Below are 21080 nucleotides of genomic sequence, written 5' to 3'. Positions count from 1 at the left end.
TCACCTTCCGTTCACCGCCGCAACGGATGCTCGTCATCACGGCCGCTTAGCGTCACGAGCAACGGATCGGGCACCGGTCCGCAATCCTGCAATCGAATCCCCTGGAAGGGAACACCCCAGTGAACTTCTCACGTCTCGGCCGCGCCGCGGTCGTTGCGGCCATCGCCGCCGTCGCGCTCAGCTCGTGCGCTGCGAACGAGGGCGGCACGTCCGCCCCGACCGAATCCGACGCCCCGAGCCTCTCCGGCACGATCAACGCCGCCGGCGCTTCGTCGCAGGGCTCGGCGCAGGAAGCCTGGATCGCGTCGTTCCAGACCGCGAACCCCGACGTCACCATCAACTACGACCCGTCGGGCTCGGGTGCAGGCCGCGAGACCTTCATCGCGGGCGGCTCCGACTTCGCCGGCTCCGACTCGTTCCTGAGCGACGAGGAGCTCGCGGGCGAGTTCGGTTCGTGCGCTCCCGACACGAAGGCGATCGACCTCCCGGTCTACATCTCGCCGATCGCCGTCATCTTCAACATCGACGGCGTCGACGAGCTCAACCTCGACGCCACGACCCTCGCCAAGATCTTCAAGGGCGACATCACCACGTGGAACGACCCGGCGATCGCCGCGCTCAACTCCGGCGTGACGCTCCCCGCCGCGAACATCACCGCGGTGCACCGCTCCGACGACTCGGGCACGACGAAGAACTTCGCCGACTACCTGTTCCAGAACGCCCCCGACGTGTGGGACCAGAAGCCGGCCGACCCGTTCCCCTACCAGACCGGTGAGGGCGCGCAGGGCACGTCGGGCGTCGTCGACGCCGTGACCAACGGCACCAACACGATCGGCTACGCCGACGCGTCGAAGGCGGGCGACCTCGGTGTCGCCAACATCAAGGTCGGCGACGAGTTCGTCGGCTTCACGCCCGAGGCCGCTGCCGCAGTCGTCGCCGAGTCGCCGCTCGTCGAGGGCCGCGACGCGAACGACCTCGCGATCCAGATCAACCGCACGACGACCGACCCGACGCACTACCCGCTCGTGCTGGTCTCGTACGCGATCGTCTGCCAGGAGTACGCCGACGCCGCGCAGGGCGAGCTCGTGAAGAGCTACGTCGGCTACATGGCGAGCGAGGAAGGCCAGGCGGTCGCCGCCGAGCAGGCCGGCTCCGCGCCGCTCAACGCCGACCTGTCGGCCAAGGTCGCCGCGGCGATCGAGACCATCAAGTAATCCCCTTCTGCCCGGCCCGGGAACCCGTTGCGACGGGTGCCCGGGTCGGGCAGGCTGGGCACGGGGGCCACTGTCCCCTTGCCCGAGTCCGCATCCGTTTCCTTCAGGAAGACCCCGGTCATGACGACAGCCCCCGCGGAATCGAAGATCGCCTCCACGATCACCGCCAAGCAGCGCCCAGGCGACCGGGTGTTCTCGACCGCCACGGTGGTCTCCGGCAGCCTCATCCTCGCCACCCTCGCGGCCGTCGCGATCTTCCTCGTCGTCCAGTCGCTGCCGGCCTTCACGGCCGAGCCGGGCGAGTTCAAGGGCGACGCGACGAACTTCTGGCAGTACGTCGGCCCCCTCGTCTTCGGCACGATCTGGGCTGCGGCGCTCGCGCTCATCATGGCCGTGCCCGTCGCGATCGGCATCGCGCTCTTCATCTCGCACTTCGCGCCCCGCAAGCTCGCACAAGGCCTCGGCTACGTCGTCGACCTCCTCGCCGCGGTGCCGTCGGTGGTCTTCGGCCTCTGGGGCATCTCGGTGCTCGCCCCCGCGGTGCAGCCGTTCTACTCCCAGCTCACCGAGTGGTTCAGCTGGTTCCCGCTCTTCGCGGGCCCGGTCTCGGGCACGGGCCGCACGATCCTCACCGTCGCCGTCGTGCTCGCCGTCATGGTGCTGCCGATCATCACGGCCATCAGCCGCGAGGTATTCCTCCAGACGCCCGTCCTCCACGAAGAGGCCGCGCTCGCCCTCGGTGCGACCCGCTGGGAGATGATCAAGCTCGCGGTGCTGCCGTTCGGCCGCCCCGGCATCGTCTCGGCCTCGATGCTCGGCCTCGGCCGCGCCCTCGGCGAGACGATGGTCGTGGCGATGGTGCTCTCGCCCGCGCCGGGCCTCATCACCTTCGCGCTCCTGCAGTCGCAGAACTCGAACACGATCGCCGCGAACATCGCCCTCAACTTCCCCGAGGCGCACGACGTCGGGGTCAACATCCTCATCGCGACCGGCCTGATCCTCTTCGTGATCACCCTCGCGGTCAACATGCTCGCGCGGTACATCGTCGACCGCCGCAAGGAATTCTCGGGAGCGAACTGATGAGCCTCACGACCACTCCCCCGAAGCCCGCGACCGGGCACCAGAACGCCCTCGCGATCGAGAACTCGCTCACCGCCGGCCAGCTCCCTCGGTTCGCCCCGCTCTTCATCCTCCTCGGATCGTTCGCCGTCACGAGCGCGCTGTTCGCGATCATCGCCGCGGCCGGCGAGACGCCGTTCAACATCGCGGGCGCCGTGTTCTTCGGCATCGTGCTCTACGGCGTGCTGATCTGGGTGATCTCACGCATCGTCGAAGGGACCCGCAAGGCGAAGGACCGCCTGGTCACGGCGCTCGTCGCGACGGCGTTCACGATCGCCCTCCTGCCGCTCATCTCGGTCGCGTTCACGACCCTCGTGAACGGTCTGCCCCGCTTCGACATCCAGTTCCTCTCCGAGTCGATGCGCAACGTCGTCGGCCCCGGCGGCGGCGCGCTGCACGCCATCGTGGGCACGCTCCTCATCACCGGCGCCGCCACGGTCATCTCGGTGCCGGTCGGCCTCCTCACGGCGATCTACCTCGTCGAGTACGGGCAGGGTCGCCTCAAGCGCGGCATCACCTTCTTCGTCGACGTCATGACCGGCATCCCGTCGATCGTCGCGGGCCTCTTCGCGTTCGCGTTCTTCTCGCTCGTCACGGGCGATCCGGGCATCCGCTTCGGCATCGGCGGCGCCGTCGCCCTGTCGGTGCTCATGATCCCCGTGGTCGTGCGGTCGAGCGAAGAGATGCTCCGGCTCGTGCCGAACGAGCTCCGCGAGGCGTCGTACGCACTCGGCGTGCCGAAGTGGCTGACGATCCTGAAGGTCGTGCTGCCGACCTCGATCGCCGGCATCGTCACGGGCATCATGCTCGCGATCGCCCGCGTCATCGGCGAGACCGCGCCGCTCCTCATCATCGCCGGCTTCACGACGAGCATGAACTACGACCTCTTCTCCGAGCGCATGATGACGCTGCCGGTGTTCGTGTACACGCAGTATGCGAACCAGGGCACCGATACGCAGGCCTACATCGACCGCGCCTGGGCCGGAGCGCTCACGCTCATCCTCATCGTCGCCCTCCTCAACATCATCGCCCGCGTCATCGCCAAGGTCTTCTCGCCGAAGACCGGACGCTGAGCCCACCGACCACCGCACCCTGGAGAACCGAAGACACCGTGTCCAAGCGCATCGAAGTCAACGACCTCAACGTCTACTACTCGAAGTTCCTCGCGGTCGAGGGCATCACGCTCGAGATCGAGCCCCGCACGGTGACGGCCTTCATCGGCCCGTCGGGCTGCGGCAAGTCGACCTTCCTCCGTACCCTCAACCGCATGCACGAGGTCATCCCGGGCGCGCGCGTCGAGGGCCAGGTGCTCGTCGACGGCAATGACCTCTACGGTCCCGGCGTCGACCCCGTGCTCGTGCGCCGTCAGGTGGGCATGGTCTTCCAGCGGCCGAACCCGTTCCCCACGATGTCGATCAAAGAGAACGTGCTCGCGGGCGTGCGGCTGAACAACCAGCGGATGTCGAAGTCCGACGCCGACGCCCTCGTCGAGAAGTCGCTCCAGGGCGCGAACCTCTGGAACGAGGTCAAGGACCGCCTCGACCGCCCGGGCTCCGGCCTCTCGGGCGGCCAGCAGCAGCGCCTGTGCATCGCGCGCGCGATCGCGGTCGAGCCCGAGGTGATTCTCATGGACGAGCCGTGCTCGGCCCTCGACCCCATCTCGACGCTCGCGATCGAGGACCTCATCGAAGAGCTCAAGCAGGAGTACACGATCGTGATCGTGACCCACAACATGCAGCAGGCGTCGCGCGTGTCCGACAAGACGGCGTTCTTCAACATCGCCGGCACGGGCAAGCCCGGCCACCTCATCGAGTACGACGACACCATGACGATCTTCTCGAACCCGTCGGTGCAGGCCACGGAAGACTACGTCTCGGGCCGCTTCGGATGATCGGCGCGCGCTCGGCGTGAGCGCGAGGACAGCATGACGGATGCCCCGGGGTCGCCCCGGGGCATCCGTCGTCTGTGCAGGCGCCCTGCGAGACATCCGCGAGACATCGCACTCATGCCGAGACCGGACCTCGGAGACGCGAAGATGCCCCGGGGTCTGAACTGCCCCCGGGAGTTGGACTGAGGAATTCAGTTTGACTCCTGGGGGTTGTTCGTTTGGATCCGAGAAGTTCGCTGACTGAGGCGCAGCGGTTGTGGGCGGTAGCGTCGTTCGAGGAGGGCCTCGCTGATACGGCGGTGTCGACGTTGCTGGGCGTGCCGCGTGGCCCGGTCAGGCATCTCTATCAGCGTTGGCGGATTCGCGGTCGAGGAGCGTTGGTGTCGAGAACTGGGAGGCCGTCGTACTCGTTCGAGTTCAAGCTCGCCCTCGTGAAGCGGTTCCTGGCGGGTGAGGAAGCGGTCGCGTTGGCTGAGGAAGCGGGCCTCTCTTCGCCGGTGCTGCTGAAGACGTGGGCGCGGAAGTATCGCAACGAGGGCGAGGAAGCGTTGCGTCCGAAACCGAAGGGCCGACCACCGGGGTCGACCTCGTCGAAGCTGGTCGAGGAGTCCGAGCTGGAGCGGTTACGACGTGAGAACGAGTATCTGCGGGCGCAAAACGCGTACCTGGGAAAATTGCGGGCCTTGATGGATCAGAAACGACGGACAAGGTGAACGCCGTCGTTGCTCTCAAGGCCGAACACCCCCTCACCGCTCTGCTGTGGGCCGCTGGGCTTGCCCGGTCGACGTTCTTCTACCACCAGGCCCGCCTCGATCATCCGGACGAGCACGCGGCGTTGAAGGACGCGATTCGCCGGATCTTCGACCGCTTCAACGCCGCTACGGGCACCGTCGCGTTCAGCGCGAGCTTCGCGCAGCGGGCTGGGTGGTGTCGAAGAAGACCGTGCTCAAGCTCATGCGCCGACTCGGGCTGCGCTGCCAGATCCGCCGCCGCAAACGGTACAACTCGTACAAGGGCCAGTCCGGCAAGGTTGCCCCGAACCTCCTGCAACGCGACTTCACGACGACGGGGCCGAACCAGAAGTGGGTCACCGACGTAACCGAGTTCCACGTCGCCGACCGGAAGGTCTACCTGTCGACAGTGATGGACCTGTTCGACCGACAGATCATCGGCCACACGGTCGGGCTGTCGCCGAACCTCGAGCTGGCCAACAGTTCGCTGCGGCAGGCGATGACCAGGCGGCAACGTGGCCAGAAGCCGATCGTCCACTCGGACCAGGGGTTCCAGTACCAGCACTCGTCCTGGCGCAAGCTCCTCAAGAACCGCGCGGTCCAGTCAATGTCCCGCAAGGGCAACTGCCTCGACAACGCGGTCATGGAGAGCTTCTTCGGACACCTCAAAGACGAGCTCTACTGCAACACCACGTTCCTCACCATTGACGCGCTGACCACGGCGATCGACGCCTACATCGCCTGGTACAACACCGACCGAACCCACTCCACGCTCAAGGGCCTGAGCCCGGTGCAATACCGGACCCAGGCCCTTGCCGCTTAGCCCCTAAGCTCTCACTTGGCCAGTCCAACAAACGGGGACCAGTTCAAACCCCGGGGCATCCTTCGATCGGTCAGATCAGCAGGCGTCTAGTTCAGGCGCACGTGCCGGTCTGCTCCCACGGACCCCACTGCTCGGTGCCCGGGATGTTGTTCAGCGTCCACCACTTGGCCTTGTATGTCTTGCCGTTGTAGGTGATCGTCTCACCGCCGACGTAGACCGTCTTCGACGACCAGGCTGCGGGGCAGTTGTTGGTCGGCGGGGTGGTCGTGGTCGGGGGCGTCGTGGTGACCGGCGGCGTCGTCACGGGCGGCTTCGTCGTGGGAGGCGTCGTCGTGGTGGGCGGGGTCGTGGTCGTGGGAGGCGTCGTGGTCGTGGGAGGCGTCGTGGTGCCGCCGCACGGGCCGACGAGGCTCCAAGGACCGCCGGCGGTGGGCACGTTGTTCTGCGTCCACCAAGCCGCCTTGTACTCGTTGCCCTGGTACTCGACGGTCGCGCCGCCGAGGTAGATTGCGGTCTTCGACCACGGGATGTCGCAGCCCTTGGGCGCCGGAGGCGTCGTGATGGGGTAGCCGGTGCCCTGGGGTCGGTGGCCGGGCCCTTCTTCGCAGCCTTGAGCTTCGTCGAGAGCGCGCCGATCAGCTCACCGCTGCGGTCGCCGTCGAGGCTCCACCACATGCCGCCGCCGAGGCCCTTGTCGACGATGTACTGCGACTTCTGCTCGATGGTCTGCTTGTTGTCGAGGCTCCACCAGTTGGTGCCGTCGTAGCGCCACGCGGCGCCGATGGTCGCGTCGTAGTACTCGGTGCCCTGCGTCTTCAGGACGTAGTAGTCCTCGATGCCGGTCTCGTACTTGCCCTTGGCGCCCGCGGTCGCGGAGCTCCACGGGGTCGACGACTTCACGCCGGTCCAGCCGCGGCCGTAGGCCGCGAGACCGATGCCGAGCTGCTTGGGGGCGATGCCCGTCTTCAGGTACTCCTTGACGGCCTTGTCGACGCTGAACTGACGAGCGGCTGCGCGCGTGTCCTTCGGGTCGTCGTACAGGTTCGCCTGGTGGCCCGTGAGCGTCGGGTCCCACGCGCCGTGGAGGTCGTAGCCCTGGATGTTGCCGAAGTCGAGGTACTTGAAGTTCTCGGGGTTGTTCCAGCCGCCGGACGCGATGTCGGCGGGGTTGGCCGGGAGGAAGGCCGAGAGCTGGTACTTCTTGCCGGTCGTGACCGTCAGCGCGTCGAGCTGCGTGCGGAACTCCTTGAGCAGCGCCGTGAGGTTCTTCGCGTCGTTCGCGGTGTCGACGTAGTTGCCCACCTCGCCGTTCAGCGAACCCGGCCACTCCCAGTCGATGTCGATGCCGTCGAAGATGCCGGCCGCGACGCCCTGGCCGCCGCGGTTGTCGGCGACGGGCAGGTTGCCCTTGATGTAGATGTCGAGGCAGCTCTCGACGAACGCCTTGCGGGTCGCGTCGGTCGCAGCGGCCTTCGAGAAGTTCTTCGACCAGGTCCAGCCGCCGATCGACAGCATGACCTTGAGCTTCGGGTACTTCTCCTTCAGCTGCTTGAGCTGGTTGAACGAGCCCGCGAGCGGCTGCTCCCACAGGTCGGCCTTGCCCGAGACCGACTTGTCGGCGCCGTATCCCGCCTGGTAGTCGGCCCACGAGTCACCGGCGCCGTCGGAGCCGTTGGGGCCCGTGCCCTGCGCCTTGTTCGCCTCGAAGCACTTGAGGGTGACGTTGTTGATGTTGCCGAACGAGTAGTTGATGTGGGTCAGGCTGGCGGCGGCACCCGAGGTGTCGATCTGCTTGACCTGGTAGCCGCGGTCGTAGACGCCCCACTGGGCGAAGTAGCCGACGTTCCGGTAGCCGTTGAGGGCGCTCGACTCGATGGTCGATTCGGCCGCCTGCGCGCTCGTCGCGCCGAAGCCGGCGAGACCGGCGACGAGCGCTCCGGTCGCGACAGCCGCGAGCGCCGAGCGGAGGCGCCGCTTCGGACTCTTGTTCTCCATGCACATGCCTTCGTTGGTATGGGGGTGGTGCGGATGCACCGGTGGACGAGAACAAAACTATGAACTCTCTTTCCGGTTCGGCGTCCGCGTGATCCACATGATCGAACACGTACCCCCCGGAGTGAGTACGGGGAAATACGTACGGGCGGGAGCTTCTCTCGAAGCCCCCGCCCGTCGTGTCGGTGCGGATGAGTGCGGTTCAGGCGCGCATCACGCGCCGTTCAGGTGCCGATCAGCAGGCGACGGCATCGCCCCAGACCTGCGCCGCACCCGGCGTCTCGCCCGTGGTCCACCACTTGGCGGTGAAGTGCGCACCGTTGTAGGTGACCTTGTCGCCGCCCACGTAGATCTTCGACGCGCTGTACGCCGGAGCCGTGCACGCGCCCGGGTTCGTGGGGTTGGTGGGGTTCGTGGGGTTGGTGGTCGGGTTCGTCGTGCCGGCCGTCGGTTCGACGAGCGTCACGTTCCGCGGGTAGTCGTACAGCGTCGCGTACGTCTCGGTGCCGATCTTGACCCGGAGGTTCGAGATCTGCGCCATCGGCAGCCTCCACGACAGCTTCGTGTAGGCGGTTCCGCCGGCCGGGATGCCGCCCGACGGAACCTTGATCTGGTAGGTGTGGAAGTCGCCCTTGAGTCCGCCGACGTTCGACCCGGTGTGGTCGCTCGAGAGCTTCACACCGCCCCAGCCGTTCTGCTCGCTCAGCGCACCCGTGTCGCTCGTCGCGGTGTCGAACGTGATCGTCGCACCCGCGGGGATCGCCGTCTTCGAGTTGTTCTTGAACGTCACCTTGGGGTTGATCGGGTAGTTGTTGTCACCGAGCGCGAACTCCGAGAACGTGACCTGCAGGTCGATCGCCTTCGTCGGCATCGCGACGTCGGCCTTCGTCGCCCCGTACGGCGTCGACGCGGCCAGACGGTCGTGGATCTTCGTGATGAGCGTGTCGCCCATCTCGTACTGACCCTTCGCCTGGTTGTAGTCGTAGTCGCCCGAGAGCTCCCAGATCATGATGCCGCCGAGGCCCTTCTGCGCGACGTAGTCGGCCTTGGCCGCGATGGCCTGGTCGCTGTCCCCCGACAGGTAGGTCTTCGTCGTCGCGTTCCACCACCACTCGTTCTTGGTGACCGAGTCGAAGTTGTGGACGTAGGCGCCCGTGATCGTCGTCGGGGAGCCGTAGCTCGCCGTGTAGTCGCCGACCTTGCCCTTCTCGAGGTTCAGCACGTGCCAGATCGGGTTGACGCCCGACGGCACCTCGGAACCCTGCGGGTCGGAGTCGTGCCACAGGTTGTCGATGCCGACCGCGCCGTTGCCGCACTTGTTGGTCGAGCCGATCGTCGGGCCGGTGCCGGGCGGACACTTGGTCTGGTCGGCGAGCTGCGCGCTGCCGCCGTTGCCGTTCGTGCCGCCCGTGACGTTCGTCCACCCGCGGGTGTAGAACGGCACGCCGAGGTTGATGCGGCCGGCGGGGAGCGCACCGCGGAAGTAGTGGTACGCCCAGTCGCCGTTCAGGTACCCGATGCCGCTGTAGGCGGAGTACACGCCGCCCGCCGACAGCTCGGGGTCGCGGCCGTCGTCGTAGAGCGGCGCGTTGCCGCCGACGAAGTTGTTCCACGCGCCGTGCAGGTCGTAGCTCATCATGTTGACGTAGTCGAGGTACTGCACGACCTGGTGCACTTCCTGGCCGCGGAGGAGCCAGCCCGAGGCGGGAGCGGCGACGGTGAGCATGTAGTACTTGCCGTCGGCCGCGCTCGCCTTGTCGAGCTTCTCGCGGAGCGTCTTCATGAGCGCCGTGTAGTTCTTCCACAGCGTCCCTCGACGCGAGTCGGAGAACTGGAAGTCGTCGGGGTTGCCGGCCTTCGAGTTACTCGTGGCGTACTCGTAGTCGATGTCGACGCCGTCGAAGCCGTACTGGCGGATGAACGCCACGGCCGAGTCGGCGAACGTGTCGATCTTGGCCTGCGTCTCCGTGAGCGTGTAGAAGCCGCCCGAGGCGACGCGCGAACCGTCGGCGTCGAAGAAGCCGCCGGTCTCGGCCCAGCCGCCGACCGAGATGAGGGTCTTCACGCCCGGGTTCTGCTTCTTGTACTTCGTCAGCAGGTTGAAGTGGCCCTTGTAGGCGAGCGACGAGTCCATCTCGGCGCCGGCGACGCCGGGCCAGGTGAGCTCGGTCGCCGCGTCGCCCGCGGCCTCCGCGCCCACCGAAACCTTGCCCTGGCCGTCGATGTGGCCGAAGGCGTAGTTGATGTGGCTGAGCTGCTTCCAGGGGATGTCGCTCGCGAGATAGCGCGGTTGGCCGTTCTGGCCGGTGCGCCAGCTCGTGAAGTAGCCGATGACGCGGTTCTCGAGGCCGTTGGGGAGCTTCTCGCGGCCCGCGGTGTCGTAGACCTTGCAGTACGGCACGTCGACGCCGGGGGTCTGGTAGAGACCGTCGGGGCGGCACTTCTCGTCGGGGTTCGAAGTCCAGACGTTGCCGACGGGCGGAGTCGTGACGGGCGGAGTCGTGACGGGCGGGGTCGTCACCGGAGGGGTCGTGACCGGAGGCGTGGTCACGGGCGGCGTCGTGACGGGCGGGGTCGTCACCGGGGGCGTCGTGGCCGGAGGCGTCGTCGTGGGCGTGCCGCCATCGCACGCACCCTTGTCCTCCCACGGACCCCACTGCTCGGTGCCGGGGATGTTGTTCAGCGTCCACCACTTGGCGGTGTAGTTCTTGCCGTTGTACGAGGCGCTGTCGCCGCCCACGTAGGTCGTCTTCGAGCTCCACGCGGTGGTGCACGCGGTCGCCGCCGTAGCGGGAGCGAGCGGGGCCATCGCGGTCGCGAGGAGGCCGATGCCCACGGCGACGGCGCCGACGCGAAGTCGGTGTCGCAGGCTGCCTATCGGTCGCATGTCGTTCCTGTCGTCGTTTCCGTGCGCGCGCGATCGCGCGCGGCAGGATGACGGTATTGGCGACGGGGCGTCGTGCGCGTCCGCACATCCACGCATACGGAGGACTACGTAGCAGGGCGGATGCGGATGTCTCGGCGAGACGGATGCCCCGGAGCGGCGGATGCCTCCCCCGCGACCGTGCGGCGCGGAAACGCTCAGCGCCCCCCGGCGCGCGTCAGCGGGCGACCGAGGTCGCGGTGCGCGAGCACGGCGAGTTCGACCCTCGAGTGCACCCCGAGCTTCGTGAACACGCGGCCGACGTGCACCTCGACCGTGCGAACGGAGACGTACAGCTCTCCGGCGACGTCGCGGTTGGACGCCCCGCGGGCGACGAGCATGGCGACCTCGAGCTCGCGGTCGGTGAGCACTTCGGCCCAGCGCTCGCGGCACGCGGCGAGCGGGTCGTCGCCGAGCACTCGGTCACCCCTGATCACCCGCATCTCGCCGGTGGTCGGCACGGCGTCATCGAACACTGGGGCGCCCTGGGCGCCGGGGAACTCGACCTCGGCGAGCACGGGGCTCTGCCGTTCGGAGGGCAGCGCCGCCACCTGCCGCTCGGCGACCTGGCGCCACGCGCCGGCTCCCGCCTCGCGGAAGAGCGTCTCGGACGTCACGAAGTGCTGCCGGGCCTCGGCGAGCGCACCCTGCGTCGCCCGTGCTCGCCCGAGCAGGAGTTCGGCCTGTCCGCGCTCGTAGATCGAGTCGATCGTGTTCGAGCGTTCGGCGGCCGCGGCGATCGCGCCGGGGTCTTCGCTTCGGATGAGCTGGCGCACCTGGCGCGCGACCGCCGCGCCCCGAGGCATCCGCTCGGACGCCGCGACGACGCTCTCGTCGGCCGAGAGCGCGTCGATGCCGGGAACGTGCAGGAAGACGCATCCGGTGCCGCGTCGACGATCGCTCGAGAGCGAGATGAGCGTGCGCGCCTCGATCGGGCGCCCGCCGACGTAGGCCGAGACGGCGCGGTCGACGAGTTCGCCGACGCGCACGGGGGCCGACCCCGAGATGGGGTGCGCCGCTTCGATCGCCTGCGCGACGACGCCGATCTCGCCGTGCTCGAGTACCGCGATGCGGCGAGCGACGACGACGCCGAGGCCTGCGAACGGCAGCGCCAGCGGCAGGTCGGCGGCTGCGCCCTCGAACGCGCGCCGCGCGCGTTCGACGTCGCCGGCCCACAGGTGCATGAGCGACGAGACGAGCGCCCGGCAGGTGCGTGCGAGCGGTGAGCGCTCGTCGCCGTCGGCGTCGTCGGTGCGCGGTTCGCGGAGCCGGCGGAGGGCGGCGTCGGTGTCGCCCGCGAGGCCGAGCTCGACGGCCGCGGCGAGCGCCCGCACCTCGGCCAACTCGGAGCCGCCGTCGGCCGTCGGCCCGAGGTCGTGGTCGGGAGACGGGAGCACGCCGAACACGGCGCACCACGCGCGGGCCGCGGCCCACGCCCCTGCCGGGGTGCCGTGCAAGCGGACGACCCGGGCGGCATCGTCGAGGCGGTGCCTGGCCGACTCGGCGTTGCCCGCCTCGACGTGGAGGCAGGCGGCGATCGAAAGCGCGCGCACGAGCCCGTGAGCGGCGGCGTCGCGTGCCCGGAAGTCGCCCAGGGTCGCCTCGGCGAGACGCTCGTCGAGGGCGGCGTCGGGCACGAGACCGGTCGCGAGGGCGGACGCGTGGACGAACACCGAGAGCGCCTGCGTCGAGATCTCGGCGCTCGGGCTCTCGACCGCGGGGCCGAGCCAGTCGACGGCGTCTTCGACGAATCCGCCGTGGAGCGCCGCACGGCCTGCGACGAGGGCGGCCTCGTCGCGCGCGACGCCGCGCGCGTGGCTCGCGGCTTCTCGGGCGACGGCGTGCGCCCATTCGGCGTCGCCTGCCGAGTCGGCGCGCCGTGCGATCTGGAGCAGCGGCGGCACGAGGGTCGAGTCGCCTTCGAGGGTCGAGAGCGCCCGGTGCCAGATGGCGAGGGCGTCGTCGCCGAAGTCGTGGTGGGCGACGACGAGCGAGACGTGCACGTCGGTGCGTTCGGCGATCGTCGCGTTGCCGTGGACCCAGACGCGCATGCGCGGGTCGGCGAAGGTGAAGTGCCCGGCGACGAGGAGGAGGTGGCGGCTGACACGGCCGTCGAGGAGGTCGGCCATGGAGCAGTCGGATGCTTCGAGCAGCACGTCGATGCGGTCGCCGACGCACACCGCGGCGGTCAGGAGCACCCGGCGCTCCCAGTCCTCGAGTTCGGCGCCGACCTCGTCGAACGCCGCGGAGACGGCGGGGACGAGCGGGAGCGGGTCGGGTAGCGACGCGTGGCCGAGTCGCTGCGCGCGGCGCAACGCGCGAGCGACCTCGAGGATGGCGTCGGCGTCTCCGGCGAGCACGAGACCGAGTCGGGCGGCCACGTGCGGGGCGACGGCGAGGTCGTGCGACGCGAGGAGTTCGAGGACCTCGAGGGTCGACTCGAACAGCTCGGGATCGTCGGAACGGCGCGGTGGGCGACTGGAGGTGGAACGTGTTTCTGAGGTGCCCATACGGCCTCCGCTCGCCTCGTCGCCATCGCGTGCGGTTATGTTAGCAACATTTACAAAGTCGTTGCGACCCATGTGCATAAAGATGACGCAACACCCCGTTCGGGGGAGATGTCATGTGACGTCACCGCGTCCCGCGCGGTGTGATGTGACACATTACCGACAGAACCGAACGACACCCGGTTTTGGGGGTGCGAGTTGTGGAAACGTCGCCGCGCGCGCAGAGGCCGGGGGTTGCCCCGGCTGACGCGGCCTTCAGTCGCGCGGCGTCAGCAGATACGCGTTGAATGCCGCCGTCTCGTCGGCGTCGAACGGGAACGGAACGCCGTCGATCGCCGTGATCCCGGCGGCGAGACGCACGCTCGACACGAGCCACGCGGCATCCGCCGAACGAAGTTCGTCGATCGGGACATCCCGATACTCCACCCGCTCACCGCGCGCCTCGAGGTACTCGAAGAGGCTCAACTGCGTCGTCCCGTGCAGGATCGCACCCGTCGGCGCGGGCGTCGAATAGACGCCGTCGCGACGCAGGATGACGCTCGACGTCGGACCCTCCATGACGTACCCGTCGCTCGAGACGAACACCGTGTCGTCGGCGCCGCGGCGCTTCGCCTCGCGGATCGCCGCCATGTTGACCGCGTACGACAGCGTCTTCGCCCCGAGGAGCAGCCACGGCGCACGCTCGGCCGCGCCGCGGTCGTACCCGCGATCGAGGGTGACGACCCGAACGCCGTGCTCGCGCGCGGCACGCTGGTCGGCGGCGGGGTTCGCCGTGAGCCACGCCGTCGGCGTCGGCCCATGCTCGATGCCGCGGCTGAGGACGAGCTTGATGCCGTACTCCCCCGTCGTCGGCAGCGCCGCCGACGCCCTCGCGATCGCGGCCTCCCACTGCGCGAGATTCGGCTCGGGCAGCTCGCAGATGCGCGCCGAATTGCGCAGCCGTTCGAGGTGCGGACGCACCTCTTGCGCGTGCCCGTCGACGAACCCGATGGTCTCGAAGATGCCGTCGCCGCGCTGCGTCGAGAGCTCCCCGACCCGCAAGGCCGGCTCCGAGGCATCCACCTCTCGGAACGTCGCCTCGAGGTCGACGACCTCCTCGTCGGCGGCGATGGGCGTGATGAGGAGCGTGACGTTCTCGGGCATGCAACGATGCTACGCGCGGATGTCGGCGGGCTCGGCTAGCGTCGTCGCATGCGCGCGCTCGGGACCGGTGAGATGAGCCGTGCGTCCGGGCTCTCGCAGAAGGCACTTCGGCTCTACGCCGCCAACGGCCTGCTCGTGCCAGCCGAGGTCGATCCCGCGACCGGCTACCGGCGCTACTCGCCCGCGCAGATCGCCCGCGGGAGGGCGATCGGGCTCCTCCGCCGACTCGACATGCCGCTCGCGACCGTCGCCGAAGTGCTCGACGGGCCGCCCGAGACGGTTCGCGAGCGGTTGCTCGCATGGTGGGCGGGCGAGCACGCGCGATTCCGCGCGAAGACCGAATCGGTCGAGCGCGTCTGGGCAGGTCTCGAGAACGGCGGCAGCGCGGTTCCGGATGCCTCGTCCGCGCCGTCTGCGACCCCGCCGTCTGCGGTGGCCGCACGGGTGCGCATCGAGCACCGCGAAGCGCAGACGGTCGCGACGATCACGCGTGTCGTCGACCAGGCATCGCTCGTGCCGACCTTCATCGCCGACGTGCTCGAACTGCGCGCCAGGATCGCCGACTCCGGCGCCGAGCCGCTTCCCGGGCACACCGTGATCTACCACGGCCACGTGGGCCGCGACCTCGCCGGTCGCATCGAGACGTGCGTCGCGTTCACCGGCCCGGCACTGCCGTCCGGGCCGATGGTGCTGCGTGTCGAACCCGCGGCTGAGTTCGCCGTCGTCGACGTCACGGCACGCGAGGTCGTGTTCCCCGACCTGCTCGACTTCTTCGTCGCCGTCGAACGCGCGGCGGGGTCGGGCCCGCTCGCGTCGTCGCGCGAGTGGTACCCCGGGCCGTGGCCCGACGACCCCGACGCCGTCGCGATGCTCGTCGCGACGCCGTTCGCGCGACCGACGCCGGCCGGTGTTGACCCCGCCCCAGGGGCAGGGCCGAGGGTGAGCGCATGATCGACTCGCACGCCCCCACCGGCTCCGCCGCACCCGCTGCCGCCGCCTTCGCCGCCCAGTCGCCCTACTCCGACCCGGGCCGGCACGCCGCACTCGTGGCAGCCGTCGCGCCCGAGCCCCGCGACATCCATCGCGCCGTCACCGCGACGATCGCCCACTACCGCGGCGACCCGGTTCCGCCGACCCCCGATCAGCTCGCCGACATCGACCGCCGCTGGGTCGCCGCGATCCTCGATGCGGCCGCCTCGCGCTGCGACGGCCCGCTCGACCGGCCACGCGCGTCAGCCGAACGCGTCGGCGGATGCTGCCGCGACCACAGCCTCCTCGCCGTGTCGATCCTGCGCGCTCACGGCGTGCCCGCCCGCACCAGGCTCGGCTTCGCCGACTACTTCTCCCCGGATTCCGGCACGACCACGTCGTCGTCGAATACGTCGAGCGGGGCGGTGAGGGCAACGGCAGGTGGCGCTGGCGCCGGTTCGACCCCGAGCTCGCGGCCGACTTCACGTCCGAGTTCGGCGACCCGTTCGACCCGCACGACCTCGCCTCCGGCGAGGGGGCGCCGTTCGAAACCGCCGCCGAGGGGTGGCTCGCCCACCGCGCCGGGCGCACCGACCTCTCGGGATACGGGGTTCACCCGGGATCGCCGTACGCCGGGCCCTGGTTCGTGCACGGCTACGTGCTCGGCGACCTCGCCCACCGCATGCGCACCGAACTGCTGCTGTGGGACGGCTGGGGGGCGATGGCGGAGCCGAACGAACCGATCCCCGAGGCATCCGTCGCCCTCGCCGACCGCATCGCGCAGCTCACGGTCGACGCCGATCGCGGCGACGCCGACGCCGATGCGGCGCTCGCCGCGCTCTGGGCGACCGACGACCGTGTGCGGCCCGGACGGATGATCGCCACGCACTCGCCGAGCGGACGAGAAGGCATCACCGACCTCGCGACGCACACGACAGCGTGGGCCGCGGCCGAGGCGTAGGCGGAAACAGCCGCCCGGGCAAGAGAATACCGGGCCGCAGAAACGCCTCTCGGCGCGAGGCCGCTCGCAGCGGCGAATATTGGAGCCCGGGGTTACTGCGGCCCGGCTAGAAGATTCTAACGGAGCCGAGCGGTCGCGTATTCCGCGGGCGCCGAACGTTCACGCATCCGAAACAGGGTGCGCCGCCCCGTTCGCGTCGCCGCACCGCGGCCGGCCGATGCACCGCTCAGTCGAGCGAATCGTGCCGCCAGAGACGCGCGCACGCCGTGAACTCGTCCGCGAGCTCGGTGAGGCGGAGCGCCCGCCGGGTGTACTCGGTCGGCCGGTCGGGGTGCACGGCGTCCGAGACATCCGCGTCGTCCGCGAGGTCGGCGAAGCCGGCCGACGTCACCCGGCAGAACGCCGACGCGCGCTCGAGCGCGACGGCGAAGTCGCCCGCGAACACGCCGTGCAGGATCGTGTCGGCGAGCTCGCGCACCTCGTCGGGGCCGGTCGGGATCGCCGCTCCCGCGACGACCTGGTCGATCGTGTGCGAAACCTCGCTGCCCCGCTGGAACGCGAGGGCGATGCCGCGCGGATCCTGCCGGATGAGCGTGCGCAGAAGGTAGAGCCGCCAGAGCGCTCCCGGCAGGCTCTTGGGCGACGCCTGCGCCCACAACTCGGCGATCGTGTCGATGCCGTGGCTATCGGTGTACGACACGAGCCGCTCGACGATCTCGGGGTCGGGGTTCTCACGGACGCGCGCGAGGAGCGCCGCGGCGGTGTCGTGCGCGACCCGGCTCACCTGGGCCGGATCGGCCGCGCCCTGATACGCCTCGAACATGCCGGGCGGGAACCTCGTAGGGCGGTGGTAGTCGGCGGCCATTCGCGACAGACTACTCCGGCCGGATGGATGGCGGTCGGGTGCGAGGCTCGACGCACATTGAACTCAGCGTGGGACAAGAGCCGCTGACATCCTGAACAGCGCTTCATCGCAGATAAGTTACGCTTACCATGCGACATTGCACCCCTGTAGCTCAGTTGGCAGAGCAGCGTCCTTTTAAGTCGCGGGTCGTGGGTTCGAGCCCCACCGGGGGTACTTCATCGGGTTCGGGTTTCCATGCCGTCCCAGGGCGACATCGTCGTCGGTGATAAACGCCCGAGCATCGGGCACCGCCCGACGGGAGCGCGAGCCGCTGTGGTCCGGCGGGTCACCCCGCCGCCGGTCACACGGTCGGCTCGATCGCTCCCGTCACGGCGGCTCCTCCCCAGGATTCCCCTTCCGCACAACCGCGTGCGGTGAATACAAGGTAGCCCTCCGGGCACGGTCGCACCAGACCCTTTTTCGAGTCTTTTCTGAGAGAATCCTGATTCTCTCTCATGAATCGACAATGGGACGAACGGCCCGGAGAGGCAGCCACTGCGGGACGAACGGCACGAAACGCGAGCCTCAGCCCGCGATCTGCTTCAGCCCTCCGAGGAGCGCCACGCGCTCGGCCGATGTCCGACCGAGCGGCGTGACCGTGAGGGTCGTGACGCCCGCCTGCTTGAACGCCGCGACGCGCTCGGCGACGTACGAGACCGGGCCGATGAGGTTGATCGCGCGCACGAGGTCGTCAGGCACCGCCGCGATCGCCTCGGCCTTGCGACCCTCGAGATAGAGGTCCTGAATGACCCGGGCCTCGTCCGCGAAGCCGTAGCTCGACACGAGGTCGTTGTAGAAGTTCTTGCCGCGGGCACCCATGCCGCCGATGTACAGCGCGAGGTTGGGCTTCACCGCGGCGAGCGCGGCTTCGATGAGCGCGGGATCCTCGGTGATCGCGAGCGCGGGGCTCGCGAACACGTCGAGCGGGGCGAGGTCGGGCGAACGGCGCGCAGCGCCCGCGGCGAGCGCATCGCCCCACACGGCGGCCGCGCGCTCGGGGTGGAAGAACATGGGCAGCCAGCCGTCGGCGATCTCGGCGGTCTGCTCGACCGACTTCGCCCGAGCGCGGCGATCGTGATCGGGATGCGGTCGCGCACGGGATGGTTGATGAGCTTGAGCGGTTTGCCGAGGCCCGTACCCCGGTCGGCGGGCAGCGGGATCGAGTAGTTCTTGCCCTCGTGCACGACGGGCTCGCGCCGCCACACCTGGCGGCAGATGTCGACGAGTTCGCGCGTGCGGCCGAGGGGCGCGTCGTAGCGCACGCCGTGGAAGCCCTCGATGACCTGCGGCCCCGAGGCCCCGATGCCGAGCTCGAAACGCCCGCCCGACACGTAGTCGAGACCGGCGGCGGTCATGGCGGTGAGGGTGGGCGTGCGCGTGTAGAGCTGCAGGATGCCGCTCATGAGCGTCATCCGTTCGGTGCGCGCCGCGAGGAATCCGAGCTGGCTCACGGCGTCGAAGGAGTACGCCTCGGGGACGGCGACGAGATCGACACCGGATGCCTCGAGCTCGGCCACTTCGTCGGCCGCTTCGCGGAACCCGCCCGCATAGTTCAGGAACATCCCGACGCGCATCCGTCACTCCTCGTCGTGCAACGACCGCGCCTGGCGCGCGGGCACCTCACCCTAACCGAACGGCCCCGACCGGCGGCGGCTCGTTGTCGGACTCCCACAAGTGCGCCTCGCTTCGCACGTGCGCGCCTTCGGCGACATCACAGGCGAGACCGACAGGCTGGGGGCATGTCCGGTTGGAGCGTCCTGCTCGACGTCGGCCTCGTGGTCGTCCTGGTCGGCGCGCTCGCCTACGGCTGGCATTCGGGACTGCTCCGTACAGCCGCGGGACTCGCGGGCCTCGCCGCGGGCGGCGTCGCCGCGTTCTTCGCGATGCCGTGGGTCGGCGGAATCGTCGATCGTCCGATGTGGCGCGCGGCTGCCGTCGTGCTCACCGCGGCGCTCCTGCTCTCGGTCGGAGCGGTCGTCGGCACTGCGCTCGGGCGGCTTCTGAACCGGGGCGCTCGGGCGATCAGGCTCGGATGGCTCGACCGCACGCTCGGCGCGATCGGCAACCTCGTCGCCGCGGCCTTCGCGATCGCGCTCGTGGCGTCGGGCGTCGCGTCCATGGGCGTCCCCGCCCTCACACCCGTCGTCGCGGGATCCTGGGTCGTGCGCGGCATCGACGCCGTGACGCCGACGCCCGCGCGCGCGGCGCTCGCCGAGATCCGTGCGGCGACGTTCGGCGGGGCGATCCCCTGGCTCGGCGAGGTCATCGGCGGGCCGACCGAGGCCCCTGCCCCGCCCACAGGCGAACTCGACGATGCCGACCTCGTCGCGGCCGGGGCATCCGTCGTCCGCATCAGCGGACTGGCGTTCCGCTGCGGAGTGAGCATGTCGGGCTCGGGCTTCGTCATCGCGCCCGACCGTGTCGTGACGAACGCGCACGTCGTCGCGGGCGTGCCCGAGCCCGTCGTCGAGGCGCCCGGGCGCATCCCGCTGCCGGGCCGCGTGGTCGCGATCGACCGCGACGCCGACCTCGCGCTCATCGCCGTCGACGGGTTGGGGGTCGAACCGCTCGACCTCGCCGCGAACCCGCCGACCGGCACCGACGCGGCGATCGGCGGCTACCCGTTCGGCGGACCCTACGAACTGCGCGCCGCACGCTTCCTCGAAACCGGGCCGCTCGCGATCGACGAGGACGGCGTGCGGTCGACGCGCGACGTCACGACGCTCGCCGCGAAGGTCGACCACGGCAACTCGGGCGGCCCTGTGCTGACACTCGACGGTGACGTGGGCGCGATCGTGTTCGCGAAGAGCGAGACCGTCCCGGACGTCGGGTACGCGATCCCGGCTTCGACGTTGGCGCCGCTCGCGGCGCGGGCATCCGCCCTCGTCGACGCCGTCGACGTCGGGTCGTGCGTGCGCTGACGCACGCGCCGGCAGGCGTGCCTCGACGAACTCAGCGCGCGGTCACTCGGCGGCCGTGAATCCGCGGAAGCGGATGCCCCACGTGAGACGCAACTGCTCGCCCGGGTCGAGCCAACGCAGTCCGCGACCCGAGTTGAACGCCTCGGCGGGCGCCGTCATCGGCTCGATCGCGATCGCGACGTCGCCGCCCTCTCCGGGGAACTCGCGCGTCGTGAACACCTGCACGTAGTCGAACTCCTCCTCGGCCCAGACCGCGACCTGGCGGCCGTCGGGTGCGGTGAGGGTGTGCTCGACGAACCCGTCGACCGCGGCGACCTCGCCGAACGCGTCGTCGAGCGACACGTCTCCGACGCGGCGGCCCTCGCGGAAGTCCCACTCGGTGCCGTCGACGGGGACTTCGCCCGTCGGAAGCAGCCGCTCGTCGACCTCGATGTGGCTGCCCGCGTCGAGACGGAGCACGAGGTCTTCGGTCGGCACGCCGCTGATCTTGAGGAACGGGTGCGTGCCGACGGCGACGGGCGCGGGCTCCCCGCCGAGGTTCTCGATGTAGTGCGTGACCTTGAGCCCGTCTGCCACGAGCTCGTAGTGCACGCCCGTCTCGAGGAGAAACGGGTAGCCGAGCTGGGGGTAGATCGTCGCGCCGAGGGTCACCGAGTCGCGTTCGCGTGCGACCTCGCGGTACTCGGTGTAGCGGAGGAGGCCGTGGATGGCGTTGTCGAGCTTGGGCTCGGTGATCGCGAGTCGGTGCTCGACGCCGTCGTGGGTCCACTTGCCGTCGCGGATGCGGTTCGGCCACGGCACGAGCACGATGCCGGCTGCCGACGGCGGCGTCTGGTCTTCGCCGTAGGGCGGCACGAGGTCGACGCCGTCGATGCTGAGCGTGCGGAGGGAAGCCGCGACCCCGGTGATGGTCGCACGGAGTTCGCCGCTCGAGGTGGAGGTCTCGAGCACGTACTGTTCACCGGTGGGCAAGGTCATGCGACCC

General features: G+C 69.6%; 15 protein-coding genes, 1 tRNA gene and 3 pseudogenes. 10 read left to right on the top strand and 9 right to left on the bottom strand.

The features are described 5' to 3' along the window. Positions 1 to 119: 119 nt before the first annotated feature. The 6 genes from pstS to ET445_RS17605 all read left to right on the top strand — a co-directional run bounded on the left by pstS (position 120) and on the right by ET445_RS17605 (position 5775). Complete coding sequence (gene pstS, locus ET445_RS07965) at positions 120 to 1214, top strand: phosphate ABC transporter substrate-binding protein PstS (RefSeq protein ID WP_129190386.1); 1095 nt, start codon at positions 120 to 122, stop codon at positions 1212 to 1214. Between the two features lie 120 nt (positions 1215 to 1334). Next, positions 1335 to 2294 (top strand): phosphate ABC transporter permease subunit PstC, encoded by a 960-nt coding sequence (pstC, locus tag ET445_RS07960; protein ID WP_129190384.1) that lies wholly within the window; start codon positions 1335 to 1337, stop codon positions 2292 to 2294. Beyond that, entirely contained in the window at positions 2294 to 3406 is a 1113-nt protein-coding gene (gene pstA, locus ET445_RS07955) for a phosphate ABC transporter permease PstA (protein WP_129190382.1), read from the top strand. Before pstC ends, pstA begins: the two co-directional genes overlap by 1 nt. Positions 3407 to 3444: 38 nt before the next feature. Then, positions 3445 to 4224 (top strand): phosphate ABC transporter ATP-binding protein PstB, encoded by a 780-nt coding sequence (gene pstB, locus ET445_RS07950; RefSeq protein WP_129190380.1) that lies wholly within the window; start codon positions 3445 to 3447, stop codon positions 4222 to 4224. 251 nt (positions 4225 to 4475) lie between these two features. After that, on the top strand, positions 4476 to 4934 hold the full coding sequence (locus ET445_RS17610; protein ID WP_208008592.1) for a helix-turn-helix domain-containing protein: 459 nt from the start codon (positions 4476 to 4478) through the stop codon (positions 4932 to 4934). A gap of 214 nt (positions 4935 to 5148) precedes the next feature. Further along, entirely contained in the window at positions 5149 to 5775 is a 627-nt protein-coding gene (locus tag ET445_RS17605) for an IS3 family transposase (protein WP_243695372.1), read from the top strand. Between the two features lie 91 nt (positions 5776 to 5866). Here ET445_RS17605 and ET445_RS17210 read toward each other — a convergent pair whose 3' ends face one another. The 6 genes and pseudogenes from ET445_RS17210 to ET445_RS07915 all read right to left on the bottom strand — a co-directional run bounded on the left by ET445_RS17210 (position 5867) and on the right by ET445_RS07915 (position 14340). Next, a complete protein-coding gene (locus ET445_RS17210; protein WP_165314451.1) occupies positions 5867 to 6079 on the bottom strand; it encodes a carbohydrate-binding protein in 213 nt (70 codons plus the stop codon). 159 nt (positions 6080 to 6238) lie between these two features. Beyond that, positions 6239 to 6283 (bottom strand): annotated as a pseudogene (locus tag ET445_RS18625) (hypothetical protein); the annotation flags it as partial. A gap of 203 nt (positions 6284 to 6486) precedes the next feature. After that, positions 6487 to 7770, bottom strand: a pseudogene (locus ET445_RS07935) (glycoside hydrolase family 18 protein); the annotation flags it as partial. Positions 7771 to 8002: 232 nt separating this feature from the next. Beyond that, the gene (locus ET445_RS07930) at positions 8003 to 10654 is read right to left on the bottom strand and encodes a glycosyl hydrolase family 18 protein (RefSeq protein WP_208008590.1); all 2652 of its coding nucleotides are present in this window, start codon (positions 10652 to 10654) and stop codon (positions 8003 to 8005) included. 194 nt (positions 10655 to 10848) lie between these two features. Beyond that, a complete protein-coding gene (locus tag ET445_RS17955; protein ID WP_129190376.1) occupies positions 10849 to 13200 on the bottom strand; it encodes a helix-turn-helix domain-containing protein in 2352 nt (783 codons plus the stop codon). Between the two features lie 252 nt (positions 13201 to 13452). After that, the gene (locus ET445_RS07915; protein ID WP_129190374.1) at positions 13453 to 14340 is read right to left on the bottom strand and encodes an aminodeoxychorismate lyase; all 888 of its coding nucleotides are present in this window, start codon (positions 14338 to 14340) and stop codon (positions 13453 to 13455) included. A 48-nt stretch (positions 14341 to 14388) separates the two neighbouring features. Between ET445_RS07915 and ET445_RS07910 the strand changes: the two genes are divergently transcribed. Then, positions 14389 to 15291, top strand: coding sequence for a MerR family transcriptional regulator (locus ET445_RS07910; RefSeq protein WP_129190372.1), 903 nt, complete (start codon positions 14389 to 14391; stop codon positions 15289 to 15291). Continuing rightward, positions 15288 to 16187, top strand: coding sequence for a transglutaminase domain-containing protein (locus tag ET445_RS07905; RefSeq protein WP_129190370.1), 900 nt, complete (start codon positions 15288 to 15290; stop codon positions 16185 to 16187). The genes ET445_RS07910 and ET445_RS07905 overlap by 4 nt, the downstream gene beginning before the upstream one ends. Before the next feature lie 309 nt (positions 16188 to 16496). Here the strand turns inward: ET445_RS07905 and ET445_RS07900 are convergent, their stop codons facing one another. After that, positions 16497 to 17135: a DNA-directed RNA polymerase subunit beta gene (locus ET445_RS07900; RefSeq protein WP_129190368.1), complete on the bottom strand. Its 639-nt coding sequence runs from the start codon at positions 17133 to 17135 to the stop codon at positions 16497 to 16499. Between the two features lie 140 nt (positions 17136 to 17275). Between ET445_RS07900 and ET445_RS07895 the strand changes: the two genes are divergently transcribed. Then, positions 17276 to 17348 (top strand) — tRNA-Lys (locus ET445_RS07895). A gap of 351 nt (positions 17349 to 17699) precedes the next feature. Here ET445_RS07895 and ET445_RS07890 read toward each other — a convergent pair. Further along, positions 17700 to 18736 (bottom strand): annotated as a pseudogene (locus tag ET445_RS07890) (LLM class F420-dependent oxidoreductase). 177 nt (positions 18737 to 18913) lie between these two features. On the opposite strand from ET445_RS07890, the gene ET445_RS07885 reads away from it, so the two are divergent. Further along, entirely contained in the window at positions 18914 to 20095 is a 1182-nt protein-coding gene (locus ET445_RS07885; protein WP_129190366.1) for a MarP family serine protease, read from the top strand. 42 nt (positions 20096 to 20137) lie between these two features. On the opposite strand, the gene ET445_RS07880 is transcribed toward ET445_RS07885, so the two are convergent. After that, positions 20138 to 21073, bottom strand: coding sequence for an aldose 1-epimerase family protein (locus tag ET445_RS07880; protein WP_129190364.1), 936 nt, complete (start codon positions 21071 to 21073; stop codon positions 20138 to 20140). Between the last annotated feature and the right edge of the window lie 7 nt (positions 21074 to 21080).

The organism is Agromyces protaetiae (assembly GCF_004135405.1).
In the GTDB taxonomy this organism is placed as follows: domain Bacteria; phylum Actinomycetota; class Actinomycetes; order Actinomycetales; family Microbacteriaceae; genus Agromyces; species Agromyces protaetiae.
Note: the sequence above shows the minus strand (reverse complement) of the source record. Positions and strands in the feature narration are given on the sequence as shown.